The sequence below is a fragment of the Nocardia sp. NPDC051929 genome (genome assembly GCF_044548645.1).
Lineage (GTDB): Bacteria > Actinomycetota > Actinomycetes > Mycobacteriales > Mycobacteriaceae > Nocardia > Nocardia sichangensis.
Genome location: NZ_JBIUCG010000018.1, coordinates 128,737 through 144,388, shown reverse-complemented (window position 1 = coordinate 144,388; position 15,652 = coordinate 128,737). Strand labels below are relative to the sequence as shown.

General features: G+C 69.2%; 14 protein-coding genes. 3 read left to right on the top strand and 11 right to left on the bottom strand.

What is annotated here, in order from left to right; translation table 11 throughout:
- Window positions 1-31 precede the first annotated feature (31 nt).
- Complete coding sequence (locus ACIHAX_RS25040) at window positions 32-1,591, top strand: NAD(P)/FAD-dependent oxidoreductase (RefSeq protein ID WP_364433524.1); 1,560 nt, start codon at window positions 32-34, stop codon at window positions 1,589-1,591.
- On the opposite strand, the gene ACIHAX_RS25035 is transcribed toward ACIHAX_RS25040, so the two are convergent.
- The 5 genes from ACIHAX_RS25035 to ACIHAX_RS25015 all read right to left on the bottom strand — a co-directional run bounded on the left by ACIHAX_RS25035 (window position 1,579) and on the right by ACIHAX_RS25015 (window position 5,654).
- Complete coding sequence (locus tag ACIHAX_RS25035) at window positions 1,579-2,565, bottom strand: zinc-binding dehydrogenase (RefSeq protein ID WP_364433521.1); 987 nt, start codon at window positions 2,563-2,565, stop codon at window positions 1,579-1,581. The genes ACIHAX_RS25040 and ACIHAX_RS25035 overlap by 13 nt on opposite strands.
- 16 nt (window positions 2,566-2,581) lie before the next feature.
- Window positions 2,582-3,004 (bottom strand): organic hydroperoxide resistance protein, encoded by a 423-nt coding sequence (locus ACIHAX_RS25030; protein ID WP_397279844.1) that lies wholly within the window; start codon window positions 3,002-3,004, stop codon window positions 2,582-2,584.
- A 2-nt stretch (window positions 3,005-3,006) separates the two neighbouring features.
- Window positions 3,007-3,453, bottom strand: a complete 447-nt coding sequence (locus ACIHAX_RS25025; protein WP_355076391.1) for a MarR family transcriptional regulator — start codon at window positions 3,451-3,453, stop codon at window positions 3,007-3,009.
- Between the two features lie 81 nt (window positions 3,454-3,534).
- Window positions 3,535-4,644 (bottom strand): PQQ-dependent sugar dehydrogenase, encoded by a 1,110-nt coding sequence (locus ACIHAX_RS25020; RefSeq protein ID WP_355076389.1) that lies wholly within the window; start codon window positions 4,642-4,644, stop codon window positions 3,535-3,537.
- A gap of 113 nt (window positions 4,645-4,757) precedes the next feature.
- Window positions 4,758-5,654: a dienelactone hydrolase family protein gene (locus tag ACIHAX_RS25015; RefSeq protein WP_397279841.1), complete on the bottom strand. Its 897-nt coding sequence runs from the start codon at window positions 5,652-5,654 to the stop codon at window positions 4,758-4,760.
- 245 nt (window positions 5,655-5,899) lie between these two features.
- Here ACIHAX_RS25015 and ACIHAX_RS25010 point away from each other — a divergent pair, with 245 nt between their 5' ends.
- Complete coding sequence (locus tag ACIHAX_RS25010) at window positions 5,900-7,873, top strand: CocE/NonD family hydrolase (protein ID WP_397279931.1); 1,974 nt, start codon at window positions 5,900-5,902, stop codon at window positions 7,871-7,873.
- A gap of 3 nt (window positions 7,874-7,876) precedes the next feature.
- On the opposite strand, the gene ACIHAX_RS25005 is transcribed toward ACIHAX_RS25010, so the two are convergent.
- Entirely contained in the window at window positions 7,877-8,800 is a 924-nt protein-coding gene (locus ACIHAX_RS25005) for an LLM class F420-dependent oxidoreductase (RefSeq protein WP_355076384.1), read from the bottom strand.
- Between the two features lie 112 nt (window positions 8,801-8,912).
- Window positions 8,913-10,076, bottom strand: coding sequence for a PucR family transcriptional regulator (locus tag ACIHAX_RS25000; RefSeq protein ID WP_397279839.1), 1,164 nt, complete (start codon window positions 10,074-10,076; stop codon window positions 8,913-8,915).
- A gap of 287 nt (window positions 10,077-10,363) precedes the next feature.
- Between ACIHAX_RS25000 and ACIHAX_RS24995 the strand changes: the two genes are divergently transcribed.
- Entirely contained in the window at window positions 10,364-10,906 is a 543-nt protein-coding gene (locus ACIHAX_RS24995) for a gluconokinase (RefSeq protein ID WP_397279929.1), read from the top strand.
- On the opposite strand, the gene ACIHAX_RS24990 is transcribed toward ACIHAX_RS24995, so the two are convergent.
- The 4 genes from ACIHAX_RS24990 to ACIHAX_RS24975 form a co-directional block, all read right to left on the bottom strand.
- Window positions 10,907-11,830 carry a DUF5995 family protein gene (locus ACIHAX_RS24990; RefSeq protein WP_397279837.1) on the bottom strand — a complete coding sequence of 308 codons (924 nt, stop codon included), beginning with the start codon at window positions 11,828-11,830 and terminating at the stop codon, window positions 10,907-10,909.
- A gap of 146 nt (window positions 11,831-11,976) precedes the next feature.
- A complete protein-coding gene (locus ACIHAX_RS24985; protein ID WP_355076378.1) occupies window positions 11,977-12,771 on the bottom strand; it encodes a M50 family metallopeptidase in 795 nt (264 codons plus the stop codon).
- A gap of 152 nt (window positions 12,772-12,923) precedes the next feature.
- Window positions 12,924-14,636, bottom strand: a complete 1,713-nt coding sequence (locus tag ACIHAX_RS24980) for a protein kinase (protein WP_397279834.1) — start codon at window positions 14,634-14,636, stop codon at window positions 12,924-12,926.
- An 85-nt stretch (window positions 14,637-14,721) separates the two neighbouring features.
- Window positions 14,722-15,612 carry a bile acid:sodium symporter family protein gene (locus ACIHAX_RS24975; protein WP_364433495.1) on the bottom strand — a complete coding sequence of 297 codons (891 nt, stop codon included), beginning with the start codon at window positions 15,610-15,612 and terminating at the stop codon, window positions 14,722-14,724.
- Between the last annotated feature and the right edge of the window lie 40 nt (window positions 15,613-15,652).

The window sequence follows — 15,652 nt, the reverse complement described above, 5'->3', positions numbered from 1 at the left end:
GCCCGACGCCGATTCGTGCTATCGAGAATCCATGACGCCGACGCGCTCTTCCTACGATGTCGTGATCGTCGGTGGCGGGCACAACGGGTTGGTGGCCGCCGCGTATCTGGCTCGGGCCGGGCGGTCGGTGCTGGTGCTCGAACGGCAGCCGCATACCGGCGGGGCGGCGGTATCGGAGCGGGTGTTCGCGGGCGTCGACGCGCGGTTGTCGCGGTACTCGTATTTGGTGAGCCTGTTGCCGTGGTCGATCGTGACGGACTTGGGCTTGCGGTTCGAGACGCGGCGGCGGGAGGTCTCGTCCTACACGCCGGTACGGGAGGGCGGTCTGCTGGTCTCGTCGGCGCAGGCCAGGACGGAGGCGAGTTTCACGCGGCTGACCGGCTCGGATACGGAATTCCGCGCATGGCAGCGGTTCTACGCGAATATGGGGGAGTTGGCCCGGCGGGTCTTTCCGACGCTGACCATGCCACTGGTGTCGAAGGAGGCGTTACGGCACATCGTGGACGACGCGGCCACCTGGGAAGCGCTGTTCGAGCGGCCGCTCGGTGAGACGATCGAGTCGACCTTCGCCGACGACACGGTGCGCGGCGTGGTGCTCACCGATGCGCTGATCGGCACGTTCACCCATGCGCACGATCCGTCGCTGCGGCAGAATCGCTGCTTCCTGTACCACGTGATCGGCGGCGGCACCGGCGACTGGGACGTGCCGATCGGCGGCATGGGCGCGCTCACCGACGCACTGGCCACGGCCGCGCGCGAAGCGGGCGCGGAGATCGTCACCGACTGCACGGTGACGAGCATCGAAACCGACGGCGACACAGCGGAAGTCGGATACGAAGAAGGAAAGATCGGAGCGCGCCACGTCCTGGCGAACGTCGCGCCGTATACGCTCGCCGGGCTGCTCGGCGAGCCGCTGCCACCGAAGCCCGAGGGTGCGCAGTTGAAGATCAATATGCTGCTGCGCCGCCTCCCGCGATTGCGCGACGCCGAAGTCGAGCCACGGGAAGCATTCGCCGGTACTTTCCACATCGGCGAGTCGTACGCCCAACTCGACCGCGCCTACGGCGAGGCCGCGATCGGCCGCATTCCGTCCGCGCCGCCCGCCGAAATCTATTGCCACACATTGACCGATCCGACGATTCTGGCACCGGACCTGGCTGAGCAGGGTGCGCATACGCTCACCCTGTTCGGACTGCACGCTCGCGCGAAACTCTTCGCCGCCGACCACGCGTCGGCGAAAGAAGAGTTCGTGAAAGCGACCTTGGCGCAACTCGATTCGGTGCTCGCCGAACCGATCGCGGACTGCTTGGCGAGAGACGAGAACGGCGCGCCCTGCCTGGAGGCGAAGACGCCGATCGAACTCGAGGGTGAGGTCGGCCTGCCCGGTGGACACATCTTCCACCGGGACCTGGCCTTCCCCTACCTCCCCGAGGACGCCGACCCGGCCGACCCCGGCGCCCGGTGGGGCGTGGCGACCGGCCACCGCAACGTGTTCCTGTGCGGTGCGGGCGCCATCCGGGGCGGCGGCGTCAGCGGCATTCCCGGGCACAATGCCGCGATGGCCGTGCTGAACGCCGGTCAGGCGGGCTGACCCCGCAGCGCGATCTTGGCGGCGCGGCCCGGCGTCTCGGTGGCGACGGCGGCGTCCGCCGCGGCCTCGAGCGGGTAGGCGGCTTCGATGTCCAGCCGCAGCTCACCGCGAGCGGCGAGATCGATCAGTTCGCTGATCAGCCGTCCGCGCTGGTCCGCGCCGATCTCCTCGATCCGCTTGGAGCCCCAGAAGCCCTTGACCACGGCCTGGCCGAAGATGAGACTGCCCGGATCGAGCGTCAGCGGCTTGCCCGAGAGCGCGCCGAAGGAGATCAGCTGACCGCCGGGCGCGAGCAATGCCAGTTCGTCGGCCGCGGCGCGACCGCCCACTTGATCGACGGCCCGGACGATCGGCGCACCGGAGGTGGCGGCGTCCACCTGGTCACGCCAGCCCTCGCTCTCGGTGTCGAGCACCGGCTCGTAGCCGAGTTCCCGCAGCGCCGCGACGGAGCCTGGGCCGCGAACGAGATTCAGCACGCGCAGACCGCGCTGCCGGGCGAAGACGTTGACGAGCCTGCCGACCGCGCCGTTGGCGGCGTTGATCGCCAGCCACTCGCCGGACCGCAGCCCGAGGTCCTCGATGAGCATCAGCGCGCTCAACGGCATGGCCAGCAGTTGGGCCGCGGTCTCGTCGGAGACCGTGTCGGGCAACGGGACGACCTGGCGGGCCGGGACCACGAAGTAGTCGGCCCACACATTGATCGCACCGGACACCGTCACGCGCCGTCCGACCGACATGTCGGTGACGCCGGGACCCACCGCGTCTACCCGCGCGACCGCCTCGCTACCCGGGATGGCGGGCAGCTCGGGCCGGTAGCCGTACACGCCACGCACGATGGCCAGATCGTGATTGTGGATCGGTGACAGGATCAGCGCGAGTCGCACCTCGCCCGGGCCGGGCTCGGGGACCGGGCGTTCGGCGGTGGTCAGTACATCCTTCGGTTCACCGAACCGTTCGATGACTACGGCACGCATATCCGCTCCTTCTCGATCAGTCCTCGGCTACGAGGACCTGGACGTCGATGTTGCCGCGGGTCGCGTCGGAATACGGGCAGACCTGGTGTGCTTTGTCAGCGAGCGCTTGCGCGTCCTCCCTGGACAGATGGGGGAGCGATACCTCCAGGGTAACCGCAAGGCCGAAGCCGCCCGCGTCGTTCGGCCCGATCCCGACCTTGGCGCCGACCGCGGAGTCGTCGATGTTCGCCTTCACCTGCTTGCCGACCAGGCGCAGCGCCGAATGGAAGCAGGCCGCGTACCCGGCCGCGAACAGCTGCTCGGGATTGGTGCCCTCGCCGTCGCCGCCCAGTTCCTTGGGAGCCGACAGATTCAGGTCGAGCTTGCCGTCGGTGGTGCGTGCGCGGCCGTTGCGTCCGTCGCCGCTGGCCAGGGCCTCGGCGGTGTAGAGGATCGGCATGTCTATTCTCCTTCGTTCAGCTGAGATTTCAGCGAATCGGTCAGTCGGCGCAGGATGTCGCGCAATGCGGCGATGTCGTCCATGGACAAGCCGCTGGCCTCGCCCATCTGGGCCGGGATGTCGCCCGCCTCGGCGCGCAGGGCGCGTCCTCGGTCGGTGAGCCGGATGTCGACGCGGCGTTCGTCGGACGCCGACCGCCGCCGCTCCACGAGGCCCCCGGCCTCCAGCCGCTTGAGCAGCGGGGAAAGCGTGCCGGAATCCAGGTCGAGCGCATGGCAGACGTCGCCGACGCTGCGTTCGTCGCGCTCCCACAGCGCGAGCATCACCAGGTACTGCGGGTAGGTGAGCCCGAGCCGTTCCAGCTTCGGGCGGTAGACCGCGGTCATCGCCCGGGACGCCGCGTAGAGCGGGAAGCAGAGCTGCTCGTCGAGGGTGAGGTGATCGGTCATGAGCAATAATGTAGTGAGCAATTCGGTTGTGCACAACATAAGTGTCCGTGGTGCTCGTCACACCGCGACCGTCGGCGAAGCTCAGCGGGCCGGGAAGCGAAGGGCGCGGTCGTCACCGCTGACCGGTTCGCCCCGACCGTCGGTGTTGGAGGTGGTGAGCCACAACGCTCCGTCCGGCGCGACCGCCACCGTGCGCAACCGGCCGTACCGGTCGCGCAATTCGGCACGGGGTGCACCGGTGCGGCCGTCCGCGAGCGGCACGGTCCACAGCCGACGGCCGCGCAGCGCGGCGACGTACAGGGTGTCCCCGGCGATGGCGATCCCCGACGGTGAGGCTTCCGCGGTGGTCCAGGTCAGCAGCGGATCGGTGAAGCCGCGGTCGGCGCCACCCGACCCCTCGACCTCGGGCCAGCCGTAGTTGTGGCCGGGCTCGATCAGATTGATCTCGTCGAACCGGTCTTGCCCGAATTCCGCCGCGAACAATCGCCCGTCGCGGTCCCATGCCAGACCCTGCACGTTGCGGTGGCCGAGACTGTAGACCGGCGAGCCCGGATACGGATTGCCCGGAGCCGGGCGGCCTTCGGGCGTCACACGGAGGATCTTCCCGTTGAGATTCGCCGGATCCTGCGATCGTCCTGATTGCCCGGCGTCGCCGGTCCCGGCGTAGAGCATGCCGTCCGGCCCGAACGCGATTCGCCCGCCGTTGTGATTCCCGGCCTTCGCGATCCCGGCCACCAGCACCTCCGGTGGGCCGTCGAGCCGGAACCGGACGATCCGGTTGTCCGTATCGGCGGTGAAATAGGCATAGACATAACGACTTTCGGCGTAGTCCGGCGCGACGGCGAGCCCCAGCAGTCCGCCTTCGCCCCGGGCGGTCACGCCGGGCACCTGATACACCTGTTGCGGCGCACTGCCGGTACCGATACGCAGGATCCGTCCGGAGTCCCGCTCGGCGACCAGCGCCGCGCCGTCGGGCAGGAAGGCCAGCCCCCACGGCACGTCGAGGTTACCGGCGATTTCCTCGGCGGCGTCGAGGTCGGGTCGTCCGGCGGGATTGCTCGGCGCGGCGGTGCGCGTCGCCGGAGGCGTGCTCCTCGGTGCGGTCGAGCTGTCGTTTCCGCAGGCAGTCAGCGCCGCGCCGAGCAGGAGTGCGGCGATGGTCGTGCGGGTATGGCACCGTCTCGGTGCCACAAGCCTCCTGTCGCAAGCGTGCGCGTGCCGGGCGGACCAGCGGAACCGCCGGTCGGAATCCGGGCCTGTGAAGAGGCTCCGGACGCCGAGAGAACGGCCCGATCCGGTTCGCATCAGCCGAGATACGTTCCGTACCAGTCAAATACGCGCCGCCAAGCCTCGGTGGCGGCCGTCGCGTTGTACCGCTGACCGGTGTCGTTGAAGAAGGCGTGGTCGGCATCGGGGGCGGTGAAGATCTGATGCGGGTTGCCCGAACGGGCCAGTGCCGCTTCCGCGGCGGCCCGGGAGGCGTTCACGCGGGCGTCGGCCGCCGCGTAGATGCCGAGCACCGCGGCTTTCGACGCGGTCAGATCGCCGTTGTCCGGGAACGGCCCGTAGAACGGTGTCGCCGCGGCCAACTGAGACGGGCCCGAGGCCAGCAGCAACCAGGTCAGGCCGCCGCCGAAGCAGAAACCGGTGGCGCCGAGCTTCTTTTCCTCGACCCGCCGCTGCAGTTCGTCCAGTCCGGCGCGCAAGTCGGCGACGAGCTGGTCCTGCGGGATCCGGCTCAGCTCGGCGGTCGCCTCGGCGGGATCGGCGAACGTCGCGGTTCCGCCTCGTGCGGACAGCAGGTCGACCGCGAGCGCGGAATATCCGGCCCCCGCGAAACGCCCTGTCACCGAACGGATGTGGTCGGTGAGACCTTTGTTCTCGTGGACCACCAGCACACCGCCCCGTGGTTGCGGCGCCGCCGCCCACGCGGCTTGCAGCGTCCCGCGGGGACCGGCGAAGGTGACGGCGCTCGTCGGAAGAGCGGTGGCGGATCCCGGTGGCGTCGGGGGCGACGTGGGCGAGGGCGAGTAATCGGTGATACCGGTGTCGGAGTTCGAGCAGGCGGCCAGCAGGGTGGCGGCGGCCGTGGCGCCGAGCCCGAGCAGCCCCAGCCTGCGCACCGCCTCTCGCCGGGTGAGCAGCCCGTCGGCGTGATCGGCCGCGATCTCCTCCGCGATGTAGCGCTGCAGCGGCGTCATGTGTCCCACCCTAAGCCGCATCGTCGGTGGCGACGCGGCATTCACCGTCTGTTCGCTCGCGACAAACCGGCCCGACCGCACCTCCCGCGTTATTCGCCGGAAGATTGCTACGTTGTCGCCCAATCGGGCGATCGATGGTCGGTCCGCACACCGGTCGAGGGAGCGAGATGGCAGCGGGGCGTGGCGTGAGACGAACGACGATCAGGGCGATCCGGACGATGGCCATGGTCGCGGTAACGGCGACCATGGGATTCGTGTCGGTGCCCGCGGCCGCGGAGCCGTCGGTCGATGCCCACAGTGTGCGGTGGACGGCGTTACACGACGGTCCCCAGCCGTATGCCGACGTGCACATCGACTGGGATGTGCCGATCCGGATGAGCGACGGTGTCGTGTTGAAGGCCAACGTCTACCGGCCGGTGAAGGAGGGCGGCGAGGTAGAGCGGCAGCCGCTGCCGACCATCGTCAATCTCACGCCGTACACCAAGCTCATGACCAACCTGATCGACACGGCGCTCGCGGTGCCCGGGTTGCAGCCGTTGACCGTGCGGCTGGTCAATCGCGTGAATCTGTCACGCACGCCGGTCAGTGGTTTCGGCGATCTGCTGCACGCGGTCGACGGCGGCACCGTGCAGACGGTGCTCGGTCTGGATCGCGATCTGATCCGCGCCGGATACACGCAGGTCGTCGCCGACGTGCGAGGTACTGGTTTCTCCCAGGGAGCATGGGACACCCTCGGCGAGCGGGAACAGCTCGACACCCGCGAGGTGATCGAGTGGGCGGCGGCCCAGCCTTGGTCGAACGGCCGGGTCGGGATGAGCGGCGGCTCCTATTCGGGAATCAACCAGCTGCGCGCCGCCGAGAACGCCCCCGCGCCGTTGCGGGCGATCTTCCCGGTGGAGCCGGGCAGCGACCTCATGCGCGACGTCGTCGCGCCGGGCGGCGGCGTGGGGACGACGTTCCTTCCGATGTGGCTCAGCACGGTCAACCAGCTGAAGCTGATTCCCGACGTGCAGTCGATGTTGAAGGGCACCTTCGACTGGGGGTGGCTGCAGGAACGGATGTCCGATCCGGCCAGCAACGTGGACCTGCTGGCCCAGGCGCTGCTAACACCGTCGCTCGATCACGTGCCGCCCGCGCTGGCCGACGCGCTGGACGAGAACAGTTATTTCCGGCGCGGCATCGAGGGTCATCCCGAGCGCATCACGGTGCCCACCTTCGTCTACGGCGGCTGGCACGACATCTTCGCCAACAGCGCGACGAAGCTGTACAACGCGATTCCGCTGCCCGCGGGACAGAAACAATTGGTCGTCGGCGACACCTATCACGCGAATCCCGGTGCGGGAACCGGTATTCCGGGGGCGCCGCCGCGGCTGGACGTGTTGCAGCGCATCTGGTTCGACAAGTGGTTGAAGGACACCGACCACGGCTTGGGCGATTTCGGGCCGATCACCGTGTGGGAACAAGGCGGCGGCTGGATCTCCCTCGGCCAGTTCCCGCAGAAAGATCTGAACCACCGCCGCGTGTATCTGTCGGCCGAGCCGAGCGGCACCGCCGGAAAGGCCGTGTACGACGGATCGTTGACGATGACCGCTCCCGGCGAACGGCAGACGCTGACGGTGGCGCCGGGCGTCGCCTCGGCGTGTTCCCGCGATACCGCGCAGGGCTCGGCCGGGATGGCGGCGGTGCTGGACGTATGCGCGAAGGACTCACGCATCGCCGAGCGCAACGCGCTGACCTTCACCAGCGCGCCGACGACCGAGCCCACCGTCATCTCGGGGCCGGTGAACGTGCATCTGAACGCGGTGCACGACGCCACCGACGGCTATTGGAGCGTCACCATGAACGACGTCGCGCCCGACGGGAGCTCGAAGGTGCTGTCCACCGGGCAGCTGACCGCATCGCTGCGCGCCGTCGACGAGCAGAAGAGCAGCCGCACACCGACCGGCGACCTGACCGAACCGTTCAATCCGATCACCTTGGACAGCGTGCGGCCGGTCGTGCCCGGTGAGCCGGTGGCGCTGGACATCGCGGTGATTCCCACCCAAGCGGTGCTGCAACCCGGCCACCGGCTGCGGATCGACGTCTTCGCGGGTAACTCGCCGAAGGCGCTGGCCTTCCGGCCGATGCTCAACAACACCGAGCTGAAGCCGCAACACCTGAAGCTCGACCCGTCGGCGCCGAGCTTCGTCGTGGTGCCGACCAACCGTCCGCTGGACTGAGCGCTACGACAACTGCGACTGCACCTGCGCGGAGATCAGCTCGAGGTGCTCGAGATCGCTCAGGTCCAGTACCTGCAAGTAGATGCGGCTGGTGCCGATCTCGGCGTACCGGCCGATCTTGTCCACCACCTCGGCGGGTGAGCCGGCCAAGCCGTTGGTCTTCAGCTCGTCCACCTCGCGGCCGATCGCCTCGGCCCGGCGCGCCACGTCGGCGTCGTTCGCACCCACGCAGGCCACCAGCGCGTTGGAGTAGACCAGGTCGTCGGCGGCGCGGCCGTATGCCTCGGCGGCGGCGCGCACCCGGTCGAACTGCCGCGTGCTGTCCTCGATGGAGGAGAACGGCATGTTGAACTCGGAGGCGTATTGCGCGGCCAGCCGCGGGGTGCGGGTGGCGCCTTGCCCGCCGATCACCACCGGGATCGGGTCCTGCACCGGCTTGGGCAGGGCGGGGGAGTCGGTGAGCTGGAAGTGCTTTCCGTCATAGCTGAAGGTGTCGCCGGGTTTGGTCGCCCAGAGCCCGGTGATGATGGCCAGCTGTTCTTCCAGCCGGGCGAACTTGTCGGCGGGGAACGGGATGCCGTACGCGGCGTGCTCCTCGGCGAACCAGCCGCTGCCCAAACCGAATTCGACTCGGCCGCCGGACATTTGGTCCACCTGCGCCACTTGGATCGCCAGCGGGCCAGGCAGCCGGAAGGTGGCGGCGGTGACCAGTGTGCCCAGCCGGATCCGCTTGGTCTCCCTGGCCAGACCGGCAAGCGTGATCCAGGCGTCGGTGGGGCCGGGCAGCCCGTCGGCGCCGCCCATGCTCAGGTAGTGGTCGGAGCGGAAGAACGCGTCGAAGCCCAGGTCCTCGGTGGCCTTGGCGACGGTGAGCAGGGTGTCGTAGCTCGCACCCTGCTGCGGCTCGGTGAAGATGCGTAGTTCCATGTCGATGACCCTAGTCGGTCGGCCGGAATCCGAATCGGGGCGTTCGCGGCTCCCCGTTCGAGCTGCGCAGCAGCTCGAGTGCGGTCGGCCCGGTGATGCGGTCGCTGAAAGATCATCGCGCGGACTGTTCGGGCCCCGGCGGTTGCGTGTAGGTCCGTGCGATGAGCGCGGCGCGCAATCGGTAGAGCGCGTGCGGAACGGCGGTGTCCAAGCCGGTGAGGCGGCCGATGCGCTTGAGCCGATGGTCGACGGTGTTCGGGTGCAGATACATCGTCCGGGAGGTGCGCCTGCGGTTGAAGTCGTTGCGGATGTGTTCGCGCAGGGTTTCGACCAACTCCGGATGCCCCTCCAGCGGATCGAGCAGGGCGGCCAGCCGGTCGCGTCCCGGGCCCGGCCGGGTGAGCTGGTATTCGAGGGCCAGATCCTCGAAGCGATACAGGCCGGGTGGGCTCTGCAGGCGACGAACCATGTCGAGCAGTTCGTGCGCCTGGTCGGCGGCGCCGGGAATCTGCTCGGCCTCGGCGGCGATGGCGGCGGCGGTGAGTGGCGCGGGCACCACCGCGGCCAGCGCGGCGACCAAGTCGGTGAGGCGGTCCGCGGCGACCGGCGCCGCCGGTACCAGGATCGTTCCGCCGATCGCGCTGAGCAGGCTGGGCACGTGCCTGCCGCAGTGCACCGCGAGGCAGAGTTGCATGCGTTGCCGGATGCTGTGCCCTTCCGCGGGGCGGCCGGGATTCTCCTCGGTGGGCCGGTCGACCGCCACGGCGAGCACGGTGTAACGGTCGGCGACCGGAATGCCGTACTCCCGGTAGACCTTCGCAGGGTGGTGCCCGCGCAGCAGTGCGGCGGCGACGGCGTGCGGAGCGGTCTGCTCGTCGGCGGGGGCGACGGACAGGTAGGCGAGCGAGACGGTCGTGGTGACCGCGTGGAGGGCGTCGAAGAGCCTGCGTATGTCGTTGTGCCGCGGCGTGTTCGAATCACGCAGGTACTCGTCGAGATACAGGCGGAAACCTTCGTGGACCAGATGCTGGACGGTGTCCATGCGCACCCCGACGCCCGCCCACCGGGTGGCGGCCGCGAAGATGCCGACCGTGCGGGCCGGTTGTGCGGGGGCGAGGGAAGTGGCCAGGTCGAGGCAGTGGGCGACGGTGGCGCGGATCTCCTCCCGCAGCAGATTCCCCTGTTCGACGTGCCGGCGGGGAATGATGCCGAGCAGGTGTCGCACGATGTGTTCGGTGGCCGGGACGGGCTCGGCGGTGCCGCGTGTGGGTGGCATGCCGGTCCCTCAGCGACCGCCTCCGCCGCCGACCATCCGTGGGTCGAGCGCGCGGTCGCGGTTCGGATGTCGGACCAGGCCGGTGCCTTGCGTCGTCGCAAACATTCGGTACTTCCCATCCAGTCGTCCGCACGTTTTCACGAAATGGCGTGATACGAAGCAGAATTCGAATTCACGGAAGTTCGTGACATCGCACGGTCTCGGTCCTTGAAATGTATCGGCGGCGGCGCGAATCGTCACTGCACGGGCCGACGAAGCAATCAGCCGCTACGTTGTTGCGGATGACAATGCCGCACGAAGATCCGTCACCATCAGGGAAGAAGGTTCGAGTGCGCGATGTGCCGATGATTGTCGTGATGGGGGTGTCGGGTTCGGGAAAGACGACGGTCGGTACCCGCTTGGCCGACATATTGGGGGTCGAGTACGCCGACGGCGACGATTTCCACCCGCCCGCGAACGTCGCGAAAATGGCGGCGGGGACGCCGCTGGACGATGCCGACCGCGCACCGTGGCTCGATGCCCTGGCCGCCTGGATGGCCGGGCGATCAGGGAAGGGAGCCGTCGTCACGTGTTCCGCGCTGAAACGGATCTATCGCGACCGGCTTCGCGTCTCGGCCCCCCACGCGTTCTTCCTGCATCTGGACGTGCCACGGCAGGAACTCGAGCGCCGTATGGCGGGCCGCGGGGGGCACTTCATGCCGCCGAGCCTGCTGGATTCCCAGCTGGCCACGCTGGAGCGGCTCGCGGCCGACGAGCGCGGCGACACCCTCGACGCGACACGACCGCCCGAGGACCTGATCCGGGACGCCGTGGCGGCGCTGAAGAGGTAGTCAGAGGCCGCCGAGGCCGGACAGGAGATCGAAACCGAGATCGAGCCCGCGCCACAAAGCGTCGATCTCGGCGGTGACGGCGGGTGCCGCCGCCGGGTCCTGCAAGGCGATCCCGTTCGCGAAGATGACGACGTTGGCGCCCGCGTCGGCCAGCCGGAGCAACGGACCGGTCGCCACGCCTCGGCCGAGCACCGCGTCCAAGCCCTCCCCGACGAAGTAGAAGCGCCACAGCGGTCCCAGGTCACCGCCGTAGAACGCCTTGGTCTCGTCGACGATCAGCGCGCCCTGCTGGGCGATCGAGTCGACGATGCGGAAATAGTCGCGCGCGTTGGCGGCGGTGCCGCCGACCGCCGCGACGGAATAGGACAGGTCGACGGTCAGATGCGCGTCGTAACCGGCCATCGCCACTCGGGCCGGGGGCAACTCGCAGCGACGGGTCAGCTCGAAGTAGTGCGCCCAGTGCGGTTCGGCGGGTGCGCCGGTGAATTCCGCGTGCAACGCGCGCAGGAAACGCGACAGCAGCTCGAGACTGATCCGGTGCGCCCATTCGGGGTCGTCGAACGACGCGGGATCGCGCTGGAGCGGCAGGACGGCGGCCTGCTCGACCGCGTCGAGCCCCAAGGCGAACACACCGCGCAGGTCGCGGTGGCGGACCAGGATTTCGGTGATCTGCCGGTGGCGGTCGATGGCCTGCTCCAGCTGCCACAACGAGGAACCAGCCGGTGCCTCGGTATCGGACAGCCGCGCGATCGCGGCTGTCTCCTCTGGTGTCAACGGTGTGCCGCAGGCGGTGTCGGCCGTCGCGGCGAGGCCTGTGGCCGGATGGAGCGCAATCGTGGCGAGCAGCGCGGTGACGGCCATGGCCAGTATCGGAAATCGTTGTCGCGCAGTGCTGATCGGTGTGCGCGCGAGGAGGCTCGCCATGCTGGCTCCGGAGGTCGTGAATCGCGAACTTGCGTCGGACGGCCGAAGCGGGTGCGCATCGGCGATGCGCCATCGCCGTAGGTGAGGCGTTGGCACAGGGCGAGTTCGAAGCCTAACCGAGCCGACCGGACCGCGCAGCGCCGCGATCAGTGAGCGGCGAAGCAGGACCCGGAGGGCGCGCCCGGCAGGCAGACTTCGGCGATGGCGGAGACGAGCAGCCACGCGCCGAGCGACAACGCACCCACGGCGATCGCGCCGAACACGAAAACCCACAGCAGGCCGGGCAGCCGGGTGAGCCTGGCGAGTTGATCGGCGTCGGAGTCGACCTCGTGATAGCGGGCACGTTGCTGCCGGGAGCGGCTTCGTTGCAGCTCCAGCACCGGCCGTGCCCCGGCGAACAGCAGGAACCAGGCCCCCAGGTAGGCGAACCCCGCTTGCAGCGTGTCGGTGCCGAACCAGGAGACCACGAAGACCACCGCGCCGAGGCCGAGCACGGTGATGGCGCCGTAGACGTTCCTGATCTTGATCAGCAGCGCGGCGAGCAGAACGATGGCGGTCCAGAGCATCAGCGTGATCCGGCTCGCGCCCAGCAGCGCGGCGAATCCGAGACCGAGCAGCGGCGGTGCGGGGTAACCGGCCATGGTGGTGAGGATCATCCCGAGGCCGTAGGGTTTCCCGCTCGACACGGTGAGCCCCGAAGTGTCGGAATGCAGTCGGATGCTGTTGAGCTTGCGGCCGGTCAGCAGGGCGACCAGGGCGTGCCCGCCTTCGTGCGCGATGGTGACGATATTGCGGGTCAACCGCCAGATCGGGGTGTAACCCACCAGCACGAGCGCCGCCACCGCGGCCGCCACCACCAGCCACCACGGCGGCTGCGCTTGCGTCGTCGTCAGACGATCGGCGATGGAAGCGCCGCGCTCGAAGAATTCCGCTCTTTCCACCGCCGCACCTTAACCGCCCGCGGACGACAGCGCTCGGGGCATGGGTTCGACGCTGGGACGTCGGAGCCGAACGCGTGCGGCTCGCCTCGCCGCGTCCTCTCGTGGAGGGCCGGTGCGCCGCTCGTCGCCCCTGAATCAGTCGCCCGCGCCGTTCAGCCGGTGCGATTGAGGGTGCCGGTCATATCCCCTGCCACACCCTGGGTTCGGTACGAGAGCGTCCCGTCAGGTCGCAACTTCAACCGGGACGTCGCGCCGTCATCGTTGCAGCCGCCGGGATCCTTGGTGAGTCTGGCGGTCAGCACCACACCGTTGGCCGTTGCGGACGTGAGCGTTTCGGACCGGCCGCATTGCAGATGCGCGAATCTGCCGGTATTGGTCGATTCTCCGACCTGCTCGCCGACGTTCCCAGGATTGATCCGCACGACGATGTCGTAGCTGCCCAGAATGTCCCGCGCGACACCCTGCCATTCGCCGACAAGTGCGTTCGGAACGCTCGTGCCCGACGGGCCTGCGCTGGTCGGCGTCCCGTCACCGGCTTGCGTGGCGGTAGCCGTCGGAGCGTCGCCGCCGGCTCGGGTGGTGGACGTCGGAGAATCACTGTCGGTCGGCGTCGCGGTCCGCGCGATCGAGTTCGCGGTATCGCGCCGTAGTTGCGCGCCGACCACGAACGCCGCCACGGCGACCGCGATGCCGACGACGAGGGCTCCCGCGACCAGCAGGACGCGGTTCGGACTGTGTGCGCGAGGTGCCGGGGTGGTGACCGGACCACCGGGCGAATCGTATTGCGCGGGTGGTTGAATCCGTTGCCCCATGGACGTGGCGGCCGCCTGCGGCGAGCCGGGATAGTGCGTCGGTCTGTGTGCCGACCGTCCGGGATCGCCCTGCGCGTACCGCGGATCGGTAGGTGGCGCGGGGCGGACCACGGTGTCGGCCGTACGCGCCCGATCCGTGGGCGCGGAGAACTGGCTGCGGTCGAATGCGCCGGAGTCCAGGTCCAATAGCTCGACCGCGCGTCGGCCGACCTCCTCGAGCACCGGCGCGGGCAGCCAGCCGCCGCGGTCGGGGATGCCCAGTGCGGTGAGCTGGGCGAACAGCTCGTCCGGAGTCGGGCGAGCCGCGGCGTCCTTGATCAGGCAGGCGGCCACCAGCGGGCGCAGCCGCTCCGGCACGTCATCCAGCTGCGGCTGCTCGTACACCACCCGCCACAGCATCTGCACCGTCTCGCCGACGCCGAACGGTCCGTGGCCGGTCGCCGCGAACACCAGGACGCCGCCCAGCGCGAAGACGTCCGCGGGTGGGCCGACCGGATCGCCGGTCACCTGCTCCGGGCACATGAATCCCGGTGAGCCGATGACTTTTCCGGTCGTGGTGAGCTTGCTGTCGTCGACGGCGCGGGCGATGCCGAAATCGATCACCTTGGGACCGTCGAGGGCCAGCAGAACGTTGGACGGTTTGAGGTCGCGGTGCACCACACCGGCCCGGTGGACGGCGGTCACTGCCTCGATCAGCCCGTGCGCCAGCACGAGCAGCGCGTTCTCGGTGAACGGTCCGTACCGGTCGACCGCGTCGGCCAGCGAGAATCCCGCCACGTAACCGGTGGCCAGCCACGGGGGATCGGCGTCGACGTCCGCGTCGAGCACCGGCGCGGTGAACTGTCCGCCGACCCGGCGCGCGGCGGCCACCTCGCGCCGGAAGCGCTGCCGGAATTCGGCGTCGATCATGTCCGGGCGGATGACTTTGACCGCGACGGTGCGCCCTCCTGGGTTCCGGCCGAGGTAGACCCGGCCCATACCACCCGCACCGAGGACGCCGAGCAGGCGATAGTCCCCGATCCGGGCCGGATCGTTCGTGCCGAGCGGTTGCATCGCGCAGCTGGCTCCCTTCGTGGCGTCGACCCTCCGAGAGGCTACCCACCGGGACCGCCCATGTCCGCGCGGCGAACTGCCCGGGCTAACCCGCCATGCTCGGCGCGGGCGCGGGCTGCTCTCGTCGCGCCCGCCTGGCCAGCAGATACGCGGCGATCGCCGCCGGGATGTTCATCAGAACCCCGTACACCGCGCCCGGAACGGCCATGGTGTCGTTGTCCAATACCGAAGCGGCGACGGCGATCGCGAGCGCCGCGTTGTGCACGCCGATCTCCATGGCCGATGCGATCGCCTGATCGGCTTCCACCCGCAACAGCCGGGGCAGGAAATAGCCCACGGCCAGACTGATCACGGCGAAGGTCAGGCAGATCGCGGACAGCTCTCCGATGTGCTCGGTCAGGATGTCCAGGTTCGAGCCCACTCCGGCCGCGATCACCAGCGCGAGGACCACGACGGACAGGATCTTGACCGCACCGCGCATCCGCCGCGACCACTCCGGGAACCGCCGGTGCACCACCATGCCGATCGCGACCGGCACCAGCACGATGGCGAAGACCTGCGCGAATTTGTCCGGCCGCAGTCCGACCGAACCCTCGCCGTCCAGGAACAAGGCGTAGGACAGCGCCACTACCACGGGCAGGGTGAATACCGCGAGCACCGAATTGATCGCGGTGAGTGTGATGTTCAGCGCCACGTTCCCCCCGGCGACGTGACTGAACAGGTTGGCCGACGCTCCGCCCGGCGACGCCGCGAGCAGCAGCATGCCCGCCGCGAGCGCGCCTTCCAGTCCGAACAGGCGGATCAGGCCGAGGCACACCGCGGGCAGCAGGACCATCTGGCACGCCAGCGCGATCACCGCCGCTTTCGGATACCGCAGCACGCGCGCGAAATCGTCGGTCGTCAAGGTCAATCCGAGCCCGAACATCACCAAGGCCAGCGCCAACGGCAGCAGCACGGCGAAAACCGTTGTACCCATTCGGGTCTCCTCTCACAGGGCGGCCCGGACCGGCCGATCC

What these genes read in the sequence shown, in the direction of transcription:
- ACIHAX_RS25015 (WP_397279841.1), bottom strand. Translation starts at nt 5,654, where the DNA reads ATGACGCCGCTGCAGCGCTACATCGCGGAGGAGATCGCGGCCGATCAC.
- ACIHAX_RS24980 (WP_397279834.1), bottom strand. Translation starts at nt 14,636, where the DNA reads ATGCAACCGCTCGGCACGAACGATCCGGCCCGGATCGGGGACTATCGC.
- ACIHAX_RS25035 (WP_364433521.1), bottom strand. Translation starts at nt 2,565, where the DNA reads ATGCGTGCCGTAGTCATCGAACGGTTCGGTGAACCGAAGGATGTACTG.
- ACIHAX_RS25010 (WP_397279931.1), top strand. Translation starts at nt 5,900, where the DNA reads ATGGGATTCGTGTCGGTGCCCGCGGCCGCGGAGCCGTCGGTCGATGCC.
- ACIHAX_RS24990 (WP_397279837.1), bottom strand. Translation starts at nt 11,830, where the DNA reads ATGGCGAGCCTCCTCGCGCGCACACCGATCAGCACTGCGCGACAACGA.
- ACIHAX_RS25000 (WP_397279839.1), bottom strand. Translation starts at nt 10,076, where the DNA reads ATGCCACCCACACGCGGCACCGCCGAGCCCGTCCCGGCCACCGAACAC.
- ACIHAX_RS25030 (WP_397279844.1), bottom strand. Translation starts at nt 3,004, where the DNA reads ATGCCGATCCTCTACACCGCCGAGGCCCTGGCCAGCGGCGACGGACGC.
- ACIHAX_RS25005 (WP_355076384.1), bottom strand. Translation starts at nt 8,800, where the DNA reads ATGGAACTACGCATCTTCACCGAGCCGCAGCAGGGTGCGAGCTACGAC.
- ACIHAX_RS25025 (WP_355076391.1), bottom strand. Translation starts at nt 3,453, where the DNA reads ATGACCGATCACCTCACCCTCGACGAGCAGCTCTGCTTCCCGCTCTAC.
- ACIHAX_RS24975 (WP_364433495.1), bottom strand. Translation starts at nt 15,612, where the DNA reads ATGGGTACAACGGTTTTCGCCGTGCTGCTGCCGTTGGCGCTGGCCTTG.
- ACIHAX_RS25040 (WP_364433524.1), top strand. Translation starts at nt 32, where the DNA reads ATGACGCCGACGCGCTCTTCCTACGATGTCGTGATCGTCGGTGGCGGG.
- ACIHAX_RS24995 (WP_397279929.1), top strand. Translation starts at nt 10,364, where the DNA reads ATGCCGCACGAAGATCCGTCACCATCAGGGAAGAAGGTTCGAGTGCGC.